A 16,816-nucleotide genomic window follows, 5' to 3' on the forward strand; every position below is an offset into this window, starting at 1 on the left:
ATGGGCGGAATATTAGAATCTTTCCGATTGGATGGAAAGGTTGCGATTGTTACCGGCTGCCATAAAGGGCTGGGCCAGCGGATGGCGACCGCCCTTGCCGAGAGTGGTGCAGATATAGTGGGGGTGAGCTTTTCATCTGAAGCAGCGGAAACGAAGGCTGCTGTAGAGGCTGCGGGCCGGAAATTTGTTTATGTTTCGGCGGATCTTAGGTCTACCAAGCCCATACAAAACATTATTCAGACCGCCCTTGATGCGTATGGGCGGATCGACATTTTAGTAAACAATGCGGGGATTATTAAACGGAATGATCCCCTTGAGTTTTCTGAAGATGACTGGGACGAGGTTATGTCGATTAACCTGAAAACTCTCTTTTTCCTGTGCCAGGCCGCAGCCCGGCATTTTGTGGCCCAGAAAAAGCCGGGTAAAATTGTTAATGTGGGGTCCCTGTTGAGTTTTCAGGGCGGCATCCGGGTACCTTCCTATACGGCAAGCAAATTCGGTGTCCGGGGTCTTACTATGCTGCTTGCCAACGAATGGGCGAAATATGGCATTAACGTGAATGCAATTGCACCGGGCTATATGGCAACAGATATTACTGTGCAGCTCCGGGAGGATCCTGAGCGGAGCAGGGCGATTCTGGAACGGATTCCTGCAGGCCGCTGGGGAAAGCCGGAAGACCTCGCAGGGGCGGTGGTGTACCTTGCTTCTCCCGCTTCGGATTATGTGAATGGTACTACCCTCGCGGTAGACGGGGGCTGGCTGGCCCGCTGAAGGAGCAAAAGCTGAGGGAGACTTAGCTGAGGCTCTGTCCCCGGCGGGTTTTTTGCCCCGGGGCAGCTGTTCCTGCGAATGGCTGTTCCCAGCCTAAAATTGCTGATATCTCGGCAGCAGCTGCTTGTATTCTTTCGATATACATAGCTTTTTTTTCTTCTTTGAAGCGGAATATAGGCCAGGATACGCTGATGGCGGCTACCGCCTTGCCTTCATAATTGAAGACCGGCGCTGCGAGACAGGTTATACCTTCCTCATGTTCCTCCCGGTCAGCAGCAATACCGCTCAGGGCAATGTCATGCAGTTCCAACTCGAGACTCGTCTTGTTTTTTATAGTATGGGGCGTAAAGGGTACCAGGGAAAGCCGGGAGATATGTTCCTTTTGTTCGTCCTTGTCCATATAGGCAAGCAAGGTTTTCCCAATGGCTGTGCAGTACAGGGGAATCCGTTTACCAAGCCGGGAATACATGCGGATAGTATATTTTGACTCAATCTTGAGGATATAAATGGCATCGTTCTCGTCCAAGACCCCCATGTGCACCGTTTCCCCCAGATCGGCGGAAAGCCGCTCCGCAATGGGCCGGGAGACTGAGGGTATATCAATGTGATCCAGCGCCCTGGCTCCTAAACTAAAAAGTTTCAGGGTTAAAAACCAGCGGTCTCCTTCGTCCTTTTTTACATAACCCAATTCTTTTAAAGTTTGCAAAAAGCGGTATACCGTTGGTTTTGCAAGTTTTGTCTTTTTTGCCAGATCTTCCAGATTTATACCCGACACCGACGACAGGGTATTTAAAATTGTAAAGGTCCGGTCGACAGCGCTGATTCGTTTTGGTGCACTCATGCCGAAAAATAACGCTCCGCATTCCTAAAGGATATATCTGCAACAATGCGATCCAGGAGTGAGGGCTCATTGGGGATTTCCCCCGCTTCCGCCCAGGACCCGATCAGGTTGCAGAGGATCCTGCGGAAATATTCATGCCGCGGATAGGAGAGGAAGCTGCGGGAATCGGTCAGCATGCCAATAAAACGGGGCAAGAGGCCAAGATTCCCCAGAATTTTCATCTGTTCTTCCATACCATCCCTGTGGTCGCAGAACCACCAGGCGGATCCAAGCTGTATCTTACCAGGAATTTCATCCCCCTGGAAGCATCCCATGAGGGTTCCGAGTACATAATAGTCCTTGGGGTTCAGGCTGTAAAGGATCGTTTTAGGGAGGGCCTTCCGGCTTTCCATGAGGTCTAAGAGCTTTGAAAGGTTAGCCGCAATATGATGGTCATGAACAGCATCAAAGCCGGTGTCCGGTCCGAGGCTGTCAAATTTAACAGCATTGTTGTTTCGGATAGCTGCCAAATGGAGCTGCATGGCCCAGCCATTTCTTTTATACTCTCCAGCAAGGAACAGGAGGAGGTAGGTCCGGTACGAGTCAGCCTCTTGCTGGCTGATTGGATTTCCATTCAGGGCTTTAGTGAAGACCTGGTTTACTTCTCGTTCCCACTCAGCGCCGGTTGCGCCGTTTTCTGCCACTGCGAAGGGAGGGTATTCCAGGGCATGGTCTGATGCTCGGCATCCTAAGCTGTTAAAATAGGTAATACGGTCAGATAACACTTCGCGAAGATCCAGAATGCTCTTTATTGGCTTTTTTGTCGCATCTGAAAGTTTTCTGATATATTCTGCAAAGCCTGCGAGGTGTATATTGAGTGCCTTGTCGGGTCTAAAGGAAGGCAGTACTTTAGTCTCCGTGTCTTGTGCCTTACCGATAGCTTTGTGCCACTCGAGGCTGTCCGCAGGATCGTCGGTAGTTCCCACCGCAAAGACATTGAATTGCTTAAAGATGCCATGTACTGACAGCTCAGACCGTTCCGCAAGCTGCCGGTTTGCCTCTTTCCAGATGAGGGGCGCAGTTTCTTCGTTCAAAACCTCATGTATGTTAAAATAGCGCTGTAATTCGAGGTGTGTCCAATGGTAGAGCGGATTTCCCACCAGGTAGGGAACGGTCCTTGCCCAGGCAAGGAATTTATCGTAGGCTTCAGCTGATCCTGTTATATAGGTTTCCGGTATGCCGTTGGATCTCATGGCACGCCACTTGTAATGATCCCCGCCAAGCCACACCTCAGCAAGATTCGTGAACCGTTTGTTTTCGGCTATCTCCCGGGGATTAAGATGGCAATGGTAATCAAAAATAGGTTGATGAACGGCCACCTCGTGATAGAGCCGTCTACTCGTCTCGGTGGTAAGCAGAAAATCCTTGTCCATAAATGGTTTCATGGCAGTCTCCTCGCATGGATTGGTTACAGTATAATCGGTGAATGATATTCATAACAGATTTTTGTCCTGCTGTTGTCGTATATTGTCCGGAGAACCTAATAGCACTCTGCCAGAAATCGCCGCAAGGGTTTGCTGAAAAATCATGCCTAAAATTGCGGGTACTGCAGCTTTTTCTGGGAAAAAAGCAATGGCAAGGGTCGCCGCTGCGCTAATATTTCGCAGTCCGACTGAAAAAACAAGCGTCCGTTCTACCGGGGTTTCACATTTTCCGACAATACCGGCAATCTTACCTAATAAAAATCCAACTAAGCTCAAAAATATTCCCTGTAAAGCAATGATCCATAGACTTTTCTGGAATAGATCTACTTTTGGAGCAACGGCAGAAGTGTTTGCAGCAATGACAAGGAGCAAAAATAACTTGGAAAATACTCCCAACAATGGGCTCGTCCGAGCGGGAATACGGCCTTGACTGAGTTCATTCAGCCAAACACCTATTATGGTGGGAACCACTACCATTCCGGATAAAGAAAGCATCATTCCCCGGCTATCGATATGTACTGCAGTTCCTAATAACTGGGTTACTGTAAATGGAACCAAAAATGGCGCTAATAGGGTATCAAACAGAATGAGACTCAGTGATAGTGCTCCGTGTCCTGAAAAGATTGAATTCCAGATAAAACCTGAGACTGCCGTAGGGATCGCAAAAAGGAGTATGAAACCTGCGGTTATTTCATGATCCAGGGGATTCCAAATACTTCCCAAGAGGAGCGCGAGACCGGGCATAATAATATGAGCGGTGATAAAAAAAATGAGAATAGGGAGGGGATTTTTAATAGTCTCTTTCATCTGTGAAAACCGGAGTTTCAAAGCCCCTGAGAGGGTCATAAACCCAAATAATACCGGGACATAGGGTTTAAGAATAATGAAAGCATCTGGAAACAGATAACCAGCAGAGACTCCGACTGGTGTAAGCAGGGGCATGGTTTTGTCTAAGATACCATTTAAGGTGCTAAACCATTTTTGTACGCTGTGTTTTCCAGCCGATATCATATGATATCCTTGTAAATGAAATATTGTTTCAATATTACGGGCTTTCTGTATAAAGTCAAGGCTATAGATTAAATTATCTATTGTCAAAATTAAAATATTGTTCCAAAATATTAAGGGGTATCATAGTGGGTTGTAAAAATAATAGAAGAATTGGTTTCCTGCTCGCAAATATTCATTCTGGGGCTGCTCTTAAGTTGTGGCCTCCACTTATCGATGAAGTTAAAAAAGTATCCGCAGAACTGTATTTGTTTCCTGGAGGGCGGTTGAATGCTACTGATCCAGAAGAGACCTTAAAGAACACTATCTATAAATACGTAGCAACCCATGTTGATGGAATTATAAGCTGGGCTTCCAGCCTTGGCGGTTTTGTTTCAATGCAGGAATTGACTAATTTTCATAAAAAAGAATTCGATTCAATTCCCTTGGTTACCATGGCACATGCAATACCAGGGGTTCCCAATGTTGAGATCGATGCTTATCATGGAATGTATCCTTTGCTGGACCATCTATATCTCAAACATGGATACAAAAAAATCGCATATCTGCAAGGTCCGATTGAACACAAATCAGCTCAGGATCGTTTTCGTGCGTTTAAAAATTATTTTATACAAAAGGGTATAAAGCTCGACGAAAGACTTATTTCTTCTCCTCATGCATGGAATGAAGGAGCTCGTGCTATAGAAGAATTGATAATAGAGCGTGCACTAATTCCAGGAAAAGATTTTGATGCCCTAGTAGCAGCCAGTGATATGCAATTGTATGATGCACTACAAGTTCTTCTTGAACGGGGTGTCCAGATTCCTCAGGATATAGGAATTGCTGGGTTTAATGACTCGATTGAAAGCCGTATTGCTGTCCCATCCTTTACCACGGTTCGTCTCCCCTTTGAAGAACAGGCATTAACAGCTTTTCGAGATCTCATAAAAGTGCTAAACGGGCAAAAGGCTGTAAGTGATAAGATTCTCGAAGGCCGACTTGTTATTCGGAATTCTTGCGGATGCTCTCTTGTAAATGATGTGGGAAAATTATCTTGTTTTGGTACAGGCTTCGATAATTCAGAAACTTGTGAGAATATAGATGAACAGATTGAAAAGGCAAAGAAAGTAATAAAATTAGAAATAGATGGATATTTTTTTGGAAAAGACGGGCCGGAAATAATAGCAGATTCATTCTTTGTAAGTGTAACTAAAAATACAGATGTTTTTTTTAAGGAATTTTCATCAATTCTAAATGTTCTAATAGAAAAAAAATACAATATTGCCCTATGGCAGGATGTAATTTCATCAATTATGTATAAAACAAAAAATTTGCTGCCTGAAACATTACGTGAAAGGGCGATTTTATTGCTAGATCAAGCCCGACTTATTGTGGCAGATGCGGTTGTTCGGGTTCAGCAGATGCAACAGTGGATGTCTGAAAAACAATGGACTATTATACGAGACCTGGAAAAGAGTCTTATTAATGTTCAAAACCGACATGAAATATCTACTATTGTTGCAAGATGGCTGCCATTGCTTAATATTTCATCAGCCTATATTGTCGAGAAAAGACAAAAAGAAGATTTGTATGAACTGATAGCTGGATTTGGTGAAAGTACGATTTTTTCATTTGATAAACCCTTGTTATGTGAACAAGGTGAACTTGTTCCTAGTTCAGTATTTCAATCCAAGCCAGGTACCGTATGGATTGTTGAACCATTGTGTGCAAAAAAAACGTTCCTTGGTTGGATTGTACTTAGTTTGGGATTTCCGGTAGGGACAATTTATGAAGAGATTCGAGTAGCAGTGTCTAATTGTATACTGAATCTACAAGCTATAGATCTAATTCGGAAAGCACAATCTCAGGCTGAAACTGCAGAAAAAATAAAATCAAAATTTTTAGAAAATATAAGCATCGTATTCTTTAGACCTTTGCAACAGATTGCCGAGATTACCCATGACATTGAAGTAAGTATAAACGGAACGTTCAATAAAAATATAATAAATAAAATAAAAGCTTTAAAATTATTATCTGTAAAACAATTATTATATTCACAAGATATTATTGAATTAGCTAAAACTGAGGCTGGAGACCTTGAGCTTGATACCTATCTTATTCCGATAAAATATATACTTAAAGAAGTTTCAAAAAATGATGCTGTAAAATGTATAATAGTTCCACAATATGATCTTCCGCTCTTGCTTGTTGATCCAGATAAGTTAAAAAAAATATTTGCAATTATTTTTAACCATTATAAAATTAGCAATGTCGTATATAAAATACATAGAAATTATTTTATTTGCATATTTAATGTCAATAAAAATGAATCACAAATACTTCCAGCATTAGATCCACCGCTTTTATTAGCGCAACGGCTTGCTGCAGCCCATGGTGGCTTACTTGAGTATGAGAATAGATCAGATGATTATGCATTCTGGTTACTGAAGCTTCCGTTACCCTGTTCCGTAGGTGAAAACGCTGATTTGAATGTAAAAGAGGGAGAAATAATATATATTAAATCGGATAAAGAAGTAAAAACAGTTAATGAATTGTTTTCAGATATTAAAAATGGGATACAATTTCTGTCGCCCGTTGCAATTTATTCAAATCTTAATGCGCTTAGGAATGCCGCAATGATAATTTTAGATCAAGATGAGTCAAAGGATACCCTTGTTGGTGTTATAAATAATATATCGAATAATCCTATAGCTAAAAATATTCCAATTGTTTTTCTTGTACGAGATGAAGTTCGTAACAAGAGAGTAAAAAATATTTCAAATTATTTTGGAAAAAATGTTGATGCTCACAAAGAATACAATATTGTTATTATTAATCAAAATGCTTCTCATTTAGAAAAGTATATGGCTATATCTTCAAATAATGAAATAATTAATATGTTGGTTCTTAATAGTATTGAAGAGATAAATGATTATGTAAATAAGGGTTTAAAGATTAATGCAGTAATGTTATTCGATATTAACGTGATGGTAATATCGAGTATAAAGAAAATATTCCCTGTTAATTTTAGACCTACCATAATAGGTATTTTTACCCATTTAATTCGTGAACAAGACTTAAATTGTATTAAAGATGAAAATAATATTATTGTATTTAATGATGGTGTTTATAACAATACTGAGCTTAAATCATTATTGTATGAGGTGGTAGAAGGGAAAAAAATACTATCATCTTATACGAATATCATTGTAAAAAAATCATTATACTATCTTAATGAACATCTTTCTCAGCAAATAATGCGCTGGAAACTTGCAGATTACGTTTCTGTAAACGAAGATTATTTAACAAGGATATTCAAAAAAGAACTAAGCATTTCACCTTGGGATTATTTAATTCGTTTAAGAATTACACAATCTAAACATTATTTGCTTACTACATCAGAGACAATAGCTCAAATTGCCTCGAAAACAGGGTTCAGCGATCAGGCTTACTTTTGCAGAGTGTTTCATAAAATGGTAGGTGTTTCACCTCTTGTTTTTAGAAAATCAGGTTCAGAAGGAAAGTCGGAATAATACAAAAATATTTCGTTTTATTTTTTTTAGTATATGTATAATAGAATTAATACAATTATAATTTAGGAACTTGATGTAATGAGTATACAAGATTTTAGACCAATAGAGTTATCTAAACTTATTGCCCTATCACAGATTAAAAGGAATCCTGTAGGTTCTTTAATATGGAATTATGAAACAGGATTATTTTTATCATCTTTATGGAGACTCGCAAATAAACTTGATGATAAATATTTATTGTCCTATGTTATTGAACATGCCGATTACTTAGTATCTCATGATGGAACTATTAAAGGATATAAAGAGGATGAATATAATCTTGATCAAATAAATACCGGCAAGGTATTACTTTTGATATACGAAAAACTAGGAATAAATAAATATTTACTTGCAGCGGAACGTCTACGAAAACAGCTGGTGAATCAGCCAAGAACCATAAGCGGTGGTTATTGGCATAAAAAGATATATCCATACCAGATATGGTTGGATGGTTTATATATGTATGGTCCCTTTGCGGTAAAATGGGGGCTAATTAAAAATGAACCACTTCTTATAGAAGAAGTGATTCGTAACATGGTGCATATTTATAACAAAACACGGGATGAAAAATCTGGTCTCCTTAGACATGCATGGGATGAAAGCAAATCTCAACGATGGGCTGATCCAACAAATGGTCAATCTCCCCATATGTGGGGAAGGGCAATGGGGTGGTATGTAATGGCCCTGGCTGATATATTAGAAATGCTTCCGGATACATACAATATAAATGGCCACAATAAAAAAGAATTAATTGATATATTCAGCACAATATTGAATACATTAGTAACGTACCAAGATTCTAATGAAAAAATGTGGTATCAGGTATTAGATCGGGGCCATCAGAACGGAAATTACCTTGAGACTTCCTGCTCGGCTATGTTCTGTTATGGATATGCCCAAGCTGCAAAGATGAAAATCGATCTATATGTAAATCCACTTGTAGTAGCAGAAGATACATTTTGGGGGATCTCAAATAAATATCTTAAATTTGAAGATGATGGTTCGGTCAATCTTCACGGTATTTGCAAAGTAGCAGGATTAGGAGGAAATCCATATCGTGATGGTAGCTATGCTTATTATATTAATGAGCCTGTTATCGCAAATGATTTTAAAGGAGTTGGTCCATATATTCTTGCTGGCACAGCACTACAGTGAATCATACTGCACGGTTTTTCTGTATTTATAAATAATTATTTGAACAACTATTAATGCACTGACTCCCATCATCATATTACTTATCATCATTGCGAGTCCTAATCCCTCAGTTTTTAAGTTTGTAAAATGCTGAAAATACCATAGAGGAGGAATTCTAAATGCAAAAAGGCGAAGAAGATTTAAAATCATAGCAGTTCGAGTGTATCCAAAACCATATAATAACCCCATAACAGAACTTGAGATAGCAAGTAAAATTGATGCATACCGTTCATATTGATATACTCGGCTTATCTCATTAGCAAAAGTAACGTCACCTTTTGCAAAAAGATTTACAAGCCAATCTTTTCCGATACTCATCGCAAAGAAAATAATAAGACCAAAAATGAAATTAATAATAAAAGTGATTTTATAAGCCTCTATCGCTCGTTTTGTATTTTGGTTTCCAAGGTTTTGGCTAATGATGGTAGCTTCCGCTTCCTGGAATCCAATAGGTGGCATTGTTGCAATACCCCCTATGCGATTAGAAACACCTAAAGCACCAATTGCCATACTGCCATAAGCGGCGCTCATGGTATTAACTACTGCTTTTCCATAATTAAAAATAAATTTTTCAAGGAATACAGGTAGTGAGAGTGTTAATATCTCGTGAGCGGCAACATAATTTAAACCTTCTGTTTTAATTATTCCAATTATTTTTTTCCCTTCGTTTCTCATAAAAGATAGAACCGCTATAATGGATACAATCGCCTGTGCAACGAGGGATGCTAATGATAAAGATATAGCTCCTAAATGAAAGTAATGTAAAAAAATCAGTGTTGCAACAAGCTTTATGATAAGAATCAAAGTGTTAACCCAGAATATTGTTTCTGAGTTTCCCCAAGAACGTTCAATTGTAAAATAAAAGGTGTTGATAAAGATAAAGACTAGACCGATAAGCTCAAGTCGGAATAATTCAATCCCTGGATGCAATAGATCTTGAGGTATTTTAAATAATTGCAGAATCCAAGGTGCAAGCGGCAGAGCTGTGACAAGTATTAGAATAATGAAACCTGTAATGAGAAATAAAAAGGTTGCAATATAACGTTGCATATGCTGGTAATCCTGACTGCCAATTTTTTTAGCAATAAGGACTCCACCGCCAACCCCAAGGCCGGCACTTACCGCAGCAAAAAGTGACTGAATCTGGGAAATAAAAGATACAGTCGAAACGATTCGGGCACCAAGTGAAGCAGCAATTAATGTATCAATTATTCCAAATAGCTGGCTAATACTATTGTAAAATACTAATGGTAAGCCAATATTAAAAATAATAGTCCAGAGGTTCCCATGAAGGATAAATTCTCGCCGAATGGAATTCTTATGTTTATTCTGTCGGTGCATAGATCTTTTATACCAATTTTTATACTTAAATAATGTGCAAATATTGCAAATATTTCAAAAAAGTATTCATATATTGACATGTTTGCTCTAGATATGCGTATAGAAGACGAAAGCTGTAATCTTCGGTTTATTAAAAAAAATCAAGCTGGTAACAACCCTGAACGACATGTACACCATTCATGGGAGATTCTGTATATAGCATCTGGATCACGTACCTTTTTTCATCGGAGTGAGACCTATTCTATGAATGAAGGTTCTATTGCGCTGATACCTCCGGGAATACTACATAGAGGGCTAAATCGGGGTGCCGATTTCTGTGAGTTAATCAATCTCTATGTGCTGAATCAGTATGATCCCTTATTTTCTTCGAGCTATCATTTATTTAAGGCCTGGGCTGATCAATATGAACCGGTTATTCATTTTGATGAAAAAAATAGATATGAAATCGAGGCTCTTTTTAATCAGATTGGGACTGAGCTGACCGAGAAAATGCCATGGTATATTGAAACCGTATGGTCCCTTATAAATAGTCTCATATTACGAACATTACGGTGTGCTGAAAACCAAACAATTGGCCATATGCATCGGAAGGCAGAAAATACTAGTGTTGAATATGCAATTAATTGGGTTAATACCAATTTTTCAAAACAAATTGATCTAAATGCAGTTGCTCGGGAAATTCAGCTGAATCCCTCTTATTTTTCACGGCTTTTTTATAAAGAAACACAAATACATTTTAAAGAATACCTTTCGTATATACGGATAAATCATGCATGTACCTTATTGGCTACTACTCGAGAACCGGTGTATCGTATAGCTGAAAAATGCGGCTTTGGCAGTATAACTCAGTTCGGCCGTATGTTTAAAAAAATAACTGGGCAACTTCCCTTAAAATATAGAAAAAAGACAAATCTTGCCTATAAAAGATAAAGCAATATAAAGTATGGTCGGAAAAGTACAAAAAACAATCTGCATTTTATAGCATTGTTACATATAATTATAATAGTCATCTATGCATATGGTTGTCATAGAAGGATCCCATATCAGAAGGAAATAGGATGAATACGGATCAGAAGATTTTGCAGAATAAAGAGTTAAGTCATTCCCCTGTCCGAAAGAATGTGATAAAGGAAATTAAAAGACATATTCCAATTTATCTTTTAATGGCTATACCCCTTTTGTATTACATCATTTTTAAATATATACCGATATGGAACAGCCAGATTGCTTTTAAAGATTTTATGGCTTTGGATGGTGTTTTAGGTTCAAAATGGGTTGGTTTTGAAAATTTTAAGACTTTTTTTGGATCCTTTTACTTCTGGGAATTACTTCGAAACACCATCTTTTACAGTTTTGGGAAATTATTAGTGGGGGTTCCCACCGCAATTATGCTTGCCATCATGATTTATGAAACTAACCATCCCAAGTTTGGGAAACTTGTACAAACCCTCTCTTATTTACCCCACTTTCTATCTTGGGTAATTGTATATGGAATTCTCTTAGTTTTGCTTGCTCCTGGTGATGGTATTATTAACGATTTAATAAAATTTTTGGGTGGAAAACCGATCGACTTTTTAACAAATAAAAAAACATTCCCAGCAATCGTTATTCTCTCTGATGCATGGAAAGAAATGGGCTGGAGTGCAATTATATTTATAGCTGCTCTTATGGCAATAGATCCTTCATTATTCGAGGCTGCTGCAGTAGAAGGTGTTTCTGCATGGCAGCGGGTATGGTATATAACCCTTCCTTCGATCAAGCCTGTCATCATAATGGTCGTAATATTAAAATTAGGAACAATCTTGGATGCAGGCTTTAATCAAATCTTTATGCTGTATTCTGTGCCTGTATATAGCGTTGCGGATATTATAGATACATGGGTGTATCGGCAAGGTTTACTCGAATTTAAATTCGGGCTTGCGACTGCGGTAGGTCTTTTTAAGGGAGCTATCGGTATGACCATGGTTTTACTTTCAAATTATATGGTTAAACGATTATCAGACTCTTCGGTTATTTAAGGAATGGGAGATAGAACATGGCTTTTGTACATAAACGATCAAATAAAATAAGGCTTTCAGCTTCAGATTCTTTTTTTTATTTTGTTGTAAATACGCTTTTGTTTTTTATTCTCGTTATTGTAGCCATTCCCATGTGGAGTACCATTAGCCTTTCTTTTAGACCCAATCATTTTATTGGTACCAATCTCGAAGGGATTTTTCTCATGCCATGGAAATGGTCTACTGCTGCCTATAAGGCTCTTTTAGGCAACAGAGGATTTATCATGGCTTTTGTCAATAGTTTTAAAATACTGTTGATGGGAGTTGCAACAGCACTTGTACTGAATATTCCGCTCGCCTATGGCCTCTCGATTAAATCTTTGCCGGGAAGAAAGTTATTTAATATTTTTATTATTATCCCCTATGTATTTAATGTAGGGCTTATTCCAACCTATCTCGTCGTTACCGGTGTTGGTCTTACAAACAAACTCGCTGCTGTATTCGTTCCTGTTGCGATAAGTACTTATAACCTCCTTATTATGAAGCAATTTTTTGAAGGTATTCCAGAAGAGCTCAAAGAATCTGCCAGGATTGATGGCGCTTCAGAAGCCTATGTATTGTGGCGTATTATACTGCCTTTGTCTAAACCGATTCTCATGACTATCGGGCTTTATTATGGTGTTGCATTCTGGAATGATTTCTTTCACGCAATGATTTATTTAAACAAGAGTTCATTACAGCCGCTACCAATTCTTTTGAGAAATATTCTCATGGCTAGTGGTATGAATGAGTTTGTGGAAGTCAATGCTTTTGGTGAAGCATCTATACAATCAATTAAAGCGGCTAGTGTTTTTATGGCTGCTATACCAATGATTATTGCATATCCTTTTATTCAAAAGTTTTTTACAAAGGGCACGCTCCTTGGAAGTATCAAGGGTTAATTGGTTATAGAATTATAAGGAGGTTTTTATGAAGAACATGGTAAGAACAGCATTAATAATATTGATGTTGTTTGGTTGTGCTTTGTTTGCGTTTGCAAATGGTGAAAGTGAGACCCAGCAAGGAAGCAGTAAGGCTGGTCCAGTTACCATCCATTTGTGGTATGGCGCTGCAGTAACAGAAGCGGGACCGCCGCCTGCGGATTGGGAAGCCTTAAAAATTATCAAAGACAAACTTAATATCGATCTGAGGCTTACCGCATTACCTTCCAACAACGAAGATCAGGATGTTAAGATTAATACCGCAGCAGCTGCTAATGCTCTGCCAGATCTATTTATGGTGCGGCGAGAAGTATGGACTAACCTGATAAAACAAGGGCTCATCGCCCCTGTTGACCAACTCTATGCTCTTATGCCCACAAGAACCCAAACTCATTATGATGAAGATTCAAGGGCGTTTACCATGGTGAACGGAAAATCCTATGGCTTGGCTGACCCAGGGTCAATAGCTAAGAATGAAGGCTTGCTAATCAGGAAGGATTGGCTAACAAAACTTGGGCTCAAAGTTCCGACCACGACTGACGAACTTTTCGAAGTAATGAAAGCCTTTACTTTTAAAGATCCAGATGGAAATGGAAAAGATGATACCTATGGGTACGGTGCTTTCATAGAAATAAATAACTATGAAGAAGGTTTAGGACGTCGTTTTGATCCCATTTTTGGAGCCTTTGGAGTAGCCGGTACTTGGAACATGACTAAGGCAAATGCTGGTCTTAATATTCATAAACCAGAATATTATGATGCCCTTGCATATGTTAAACGGATGGTGGATGAAAAGGTGATTGATCCGAATTGGGTTAGTTATAAAAAAGATGATTTTCGCGCCGCATGGAAACAGGGACGCTTTGGCATTATGAGAGAACAGAATGCCGCTTATGCAGCAGAATCAAACTATGCACCTTTTGACAAAAACTTTCCCTACGGTGAATGGATTGTTATAGATCCACCCAAGGGCCCGAAGGGAAAACAATCGGTCGGTGTTTATACTCAGGGGTATCGAATTTATGCTGTTTCTGCAAAGGCTGCGAAAGCGGGGAAAGGCCCCGCGATTGCAAAGCTCCTTGAATGGATGGCCAGCGATGAGGGGTATTATCTACTGGGCTGGGGCAAAGAGGGAGTAAACTTTGTATTTGATGCCAATGGTGTTCCTACGGTAAAAGGTTTACCTGACGAGTCCAAAGGATTTTCTAAACCAGAGATGCAACCTATTACACAGCTACGAAATATGGTGTTTTACAATGGAGATATCGAACTTAAATCGAGGTATCCGACCTATAAAACAGCCACCTCTGGTAAGACCATGAGTGCGTTAACGGTCCTGCGGGATATGCAAAAACGGCCATGGACTCCTGCTATCGGTTCTGATACACTGCCAAATCCATCTGCTGATCTGAAACGGTTCTATGAACAGGGTATTATAGAATTTGTTATCGGTGCCCGGCCTCTGACTAAAGAAAATTGGTCTGCTTGGCTATCGGAATTTGATAAACTTGGCGGTACTGAATGGGAAAAAGCTGGTGTAGCTCAGGCTGCCGCTTCAGGCTATTTAAAATAAGGTACGTGTTTCTACAAAGAAGCTAATAAACGGCTAAAAAAAGGAAAAAGCCGTCCGGAACGCCGGACGGCTTTTCAATATAACTACCCTATCTCTTTCCACCTGCGGCAGGCATGGAAGTGGCCATTGCCGCTATCCTGCAGTTCTGGCTCAGCCTGTTCTGAGCAATCCTTGGTAGCGTAGGGACAGCGGGTATGGAAGCGGCAGCCCGAAGGAATATTGGCGGGACTGGGGATTTCGCCTGAAATGGGGAGTTCCTTAATCTGGTGTACTTTCCCTGGTTCCGGTTCTGGAACCGCCTCGATAAGGGCCTTGGTGTAGGGGTGAATGGGATTGTCGATAATATCGGCGGCCCTGCCCATTTCTACAATTTTCCCTAGATACATGACAGCAATACGGTCAGTAAAGTAGCGGGCTGTCGATAGATCGTGAGTAATGTAGAGGTAGGTAAGACCCAGGTGCCGCTGAACATCCTTCATCATATGGAGGATTTCCGCCCTGGTAGAAAGGTCAATCATGGAGACCGGCTCGTCGGCCACGAGAAGCGACGGGTTTAAAATTAAGGTCCTGGCTGTGGCAACTCGCTGCCGTTGGCCACCAGAGAGCATATGGGGCCAGCGGCCCATAAATTCCTCTGGGGGATTCAGTTTAACTTCCTCTAGGGCCTTCTTAATCATCTCTTCCCGGGCCTGATGATTCCCGTTGACTTTATGGATAAGAAGCGGCTCTTCCAGAACGTCCTTAATCTTGAACCGGGGATTCATAGACGCGTAGGGATCCTGAAAAATCATCTGCACCTTGGTCCGGTACTGCCGACTTGCTTCTTTACCCAAATGGGTAACATCATTGCCGTCGAGCCAAATGGAACCGCCAGTTGGCTCAAGCAGTTTCATGACAAGCTTTCCGGTGGTGGTTTTCCCAGAGCCCGATTCGCCGATAAGCCCAAAGATTTCCCCCCGGGCAATTTCAAAAGAAATGCCGTCTACGGCCCGTATAAGACGGCGGTTTTTTTGACCCGCCAAAGCCTGGGTAAATGACTGATGGGGCTGAAAATGTTTAGTGAGGTTTTCAACCTTTAGAATAATGTCTTTGGAAGCTGCCATTTATTTACCCCCCTTGCAGTGCCAGCAGGCCGCAAAATGCCCCGGTTCAATTTCCTTAAGGGGCGGTTCCGCTTCCCGGCATTCTTCAGTTGCCCGGTGACAGCGGGGATGAAAGCGGCAGCCCTGAGGCGGATTGATGAGATCCGGCGGCGTACCCGGTATATACTGGAGATTTTCCACCTCCTGGTGGAGCCGCGGAGTGGCAAGGAGCAGTTTTTCCGTATAGGGGTGACTTGGTCCTTGTTTGCCGTAAATCTGCTCGTTGGTTCCCAGTTCCACGATTTTCCCTGCATACATGACACAGATCCGATCCGAGACTTCGGCTTCTAGGGCAAGATCGTGGGTGATAAAAATAAATGAAAGATTGAATTGCTGCTTTAATTTTTTTAACAAATTGATGATCTGGGCCTGGACTATGACGTCCAAAGCCGTTGTAGGCTCATCCAAAATGACAATCTGGGGCTTAAGAAAGAGGGCCGTGGCAATAACCACCCGCTGTTTCATCCCCCCTGATAACTCATGGGGATACCGGTTCATCACTTCTGCTGGAAGCCCCACATGGCCAAGGTATTCCTTAATGAGGTCCTCAGCCTCTTTTTTGTCCATCGTTCGGTGTTCCTGCAGGGTTTCCATCATCTGGCGCCCTATGGTATAGACCGGGGTAAGACAATTCATAGCCCCCTGGAACACCATGGCAATCTGCTCCCAGCGGACCTGTTTGCGTACATCCTTGTCTGCCATGGGCAGTATGTCCGTGCCGTTAATCAATATACGGCCCCCCTCGTAGCGGCCCGGAGGTGTCGGCATCCTGAGGATGCTTGTTCCAAGGCTGGTTTTGCCGCAGCCCGATTCACCCACAAGACCAATGGTCTCTCCGGGGTACAGGCTAAACGAAATGTCATCGATAGCCCGGACCGCACCCTTGGATGTGTGATAGTACATTTTAAGGTTTTCTACCTTTAACAAAGTTTCCATTTCAAACCTTCTTCTGTTG

The 16,816-nt window shown here is 40.8% G+C and carries 13 protein-coding genes; 7 read left to right on the plus strand and 6 right to left on the minus strand.

Going from position 1 to position 16,816, the window contains the following annotated elements; translation table 11 throughout:
- Entirely contained in the window at positions 1-771 is a 771-nt protein-coding gene (gene kduD / locus Q7P68_RS07780) for a 2-dehydro-3-deoxy-D-gluconate 5-dehydrogenase KduD (protein ID WP_304224565.1), read from the plus strand.
- Positions 772-793: 22 nt separating this feature from the next.
- Here kduD and Q7P68_RS07785 read toward each other — a convergent pair whose 3' ends face one another.
- The 3 genes from Q7P68_RS07785 to Q7P68_RS07795 are packed head-to-tail and all read right to left on the minus strand — an operon-like array spanning position 794 to position 4,086.
- Positions 794-1,612 (minus strand): IclR family transcriptional regulator, encoded by an 819-nt coding sequence (locus Q7P68_RS07785; protein ID WP_304224567.1) that lies wholly within the window; start codon positions 1,610-1,612, stop codon positions 794-796.
- Complete coding sequence (uxaC, locus tag Q7P68_RS07790; RefSeq protein ID WP_304224568.1) at positions 1,609-3,036, minus strand: glucuronate isomerase; 1,428 nt, start codon at positions 3,034-3,036, stop codon at positions 1,609-1,611. Before uxaC ends, Q7P68_RS07785 begins: the two co-directional genes overlap by 4 nt.
- A 48-nt stretch (positions 3,037-3,084) precedes the next feature.
- Positions 3,085-4,086: a bile acid:sodium symporter family protein gene (locus Q7P68_RS07795; RefSeq protein WP_304224570.1), complete on the minus strand. Its 1,002-nt coding sequence runs from the start codon at positions 4,084-4,086 to the stop codon at positions 3,085-3,087.
- A 125-nt stretch (positions 4,087-4,211) separates the two neighbouring features.
- Here Q7P68_RS07795 and Q7P68_RS07800 point away from each other — a divergent pair, with 125 nt between their 5' ends.
- Positions 4,212-7,595 carry a substrate-binding domain-containing protein gene (locus Q7P68_RS07800; RefSeq protein WP_304224571.1) on the plus strand — a complete coding sequence of 1,128 codons (3,384 nt, stop codon included), beginning with the start codon at positions 4,212-4,214 and terminating at the stop codon, positions 7,593-7,595.
- A gap of 78 nt (positions 7,596-7,673) precedes the next feature.
- Positions 7,674-8,789, plus strand: a complete 1,116-nt coding sequence (locus Q7P68_RS07805; protein ID WP_304224572.1) for a glycoside hydrolase family 88/105 protein — start codon at positions 7,674-7,676, stop codon at positions 8,787-8,789.
- On the opposite strand, the gene Q7P68_RS07810 is transcribed toward Q7P68_RS07805, so the two are convergent.
- Positions 8,781-10,169 carry an MATE family efflux transporter gene (locus tag Q7P68_RS07810; protein ID WP_304224574.1) on the minus strand — a complete coding sequence of 463 codons (1,389 nt, stop codon included), beginning with the start codon at positions 10,167-10,169 and terminating at the stop codon, positions 8,781-8,783. The genes Q7P68_RS07805 and Q7P68_RS07810 overlap by 9 nt on opposite strands.
- 93 nt (positions 10,170-10,262) lie before the next feature.
- Between Q7P68_RS07810 and Q7P68_RS07815 the strand changes: the two genes are divergently transcribed.
- From Q7P68_RS07815 to Q7P68_RS07830, 4 genes are all read left to right on the plus strand, one after another.
- Positions 10,263-11,099, plus strand: coding sequence for a helix-turn-helix transcriptional regulator (locus tag Q7P68_RS07815; RefSeq protein WP_304224576.1), 837 nt, complete (start codon positions 10,263-10,265; stop codon positions 11,097-11,099).
- A 128-nt stretch (positions 11,100-11,227) separates the two neighbouring features.
- Complete coding sequence (locus Q7P68_RS07820; RefSeq protein WP_304224577.1) at positions 11,228-12,187, plus strand: ABC transporter permease; 960 nt, start codon at positions 11,228-11,230, stop codon at positions 12,185-12,187.
- A 17-nt stretch (positions 12,188-12,204) separates the two neighbouring features.
- The gene (locus Q7P68_RS07825) at positions 12,205-13,107 is read left to right on the plus strand and encodes a carbohydrate ABC transporter permease (RefSeq protein ID WP_304224579.1); all 903 of its coding nucleotides are present in this window, start codon (positions 12,205-12,207) and stop codon (positions 13,105-13,107) included.
- Between the two features lie 28 nt (positions 13,108-13,135).
- Positions 13,136-14,719 (plus strand): type 2 periplasmic-binding domain-containing protein, encoded by a 1,584-nt coding sequence (locus Q7P68_RS07830; RefSeq protein ID WP_304224581.1) that lies wholly within the window; start codon positions 13,136-13,138, stop codon positions 14,717-14,719.
- 83 nt (positions 14,720-14,802) lie between these two features.
- Here Q7P68_RS07830 and Q7P68_RS07835 read toward each other — a convergent pair whose 3' ends face one another.
- The gene (locus Q7P68_RS07835; protein ID WP_304224582.1) at positions 14,803-15,822 is read right to left on the minus strand and encodes an ABC transporter ATP-binding protein; all 1,020 of its coding nucleotides are present in this window, start codon (positions 15,820-15,822) and stop codon (positions 14,803-14,805) included.
- Positions 15,823-16,797 (minus strand): ABC transporter ATP-binding protein, encoded by a 975-nt coding sequence (locus Q7P68_RS07840; RefSeq protein ID WP_304224584.1) that lies wholly within the window; start codon positions 16,795-16,797, stop codon positions 15,823-15,825.
- Positions 16,798-16,816: the final 19 nt, after the last annotated feature.

Source organism: Gracilinema caldarium, from assembly GCF_029265695.1.
GTDB lineage: Bacteria > Spirochaetota > Spirochaetia > Treponematales > Breznakiellaceae > Gracilinema > Gracilinema caldarium_A.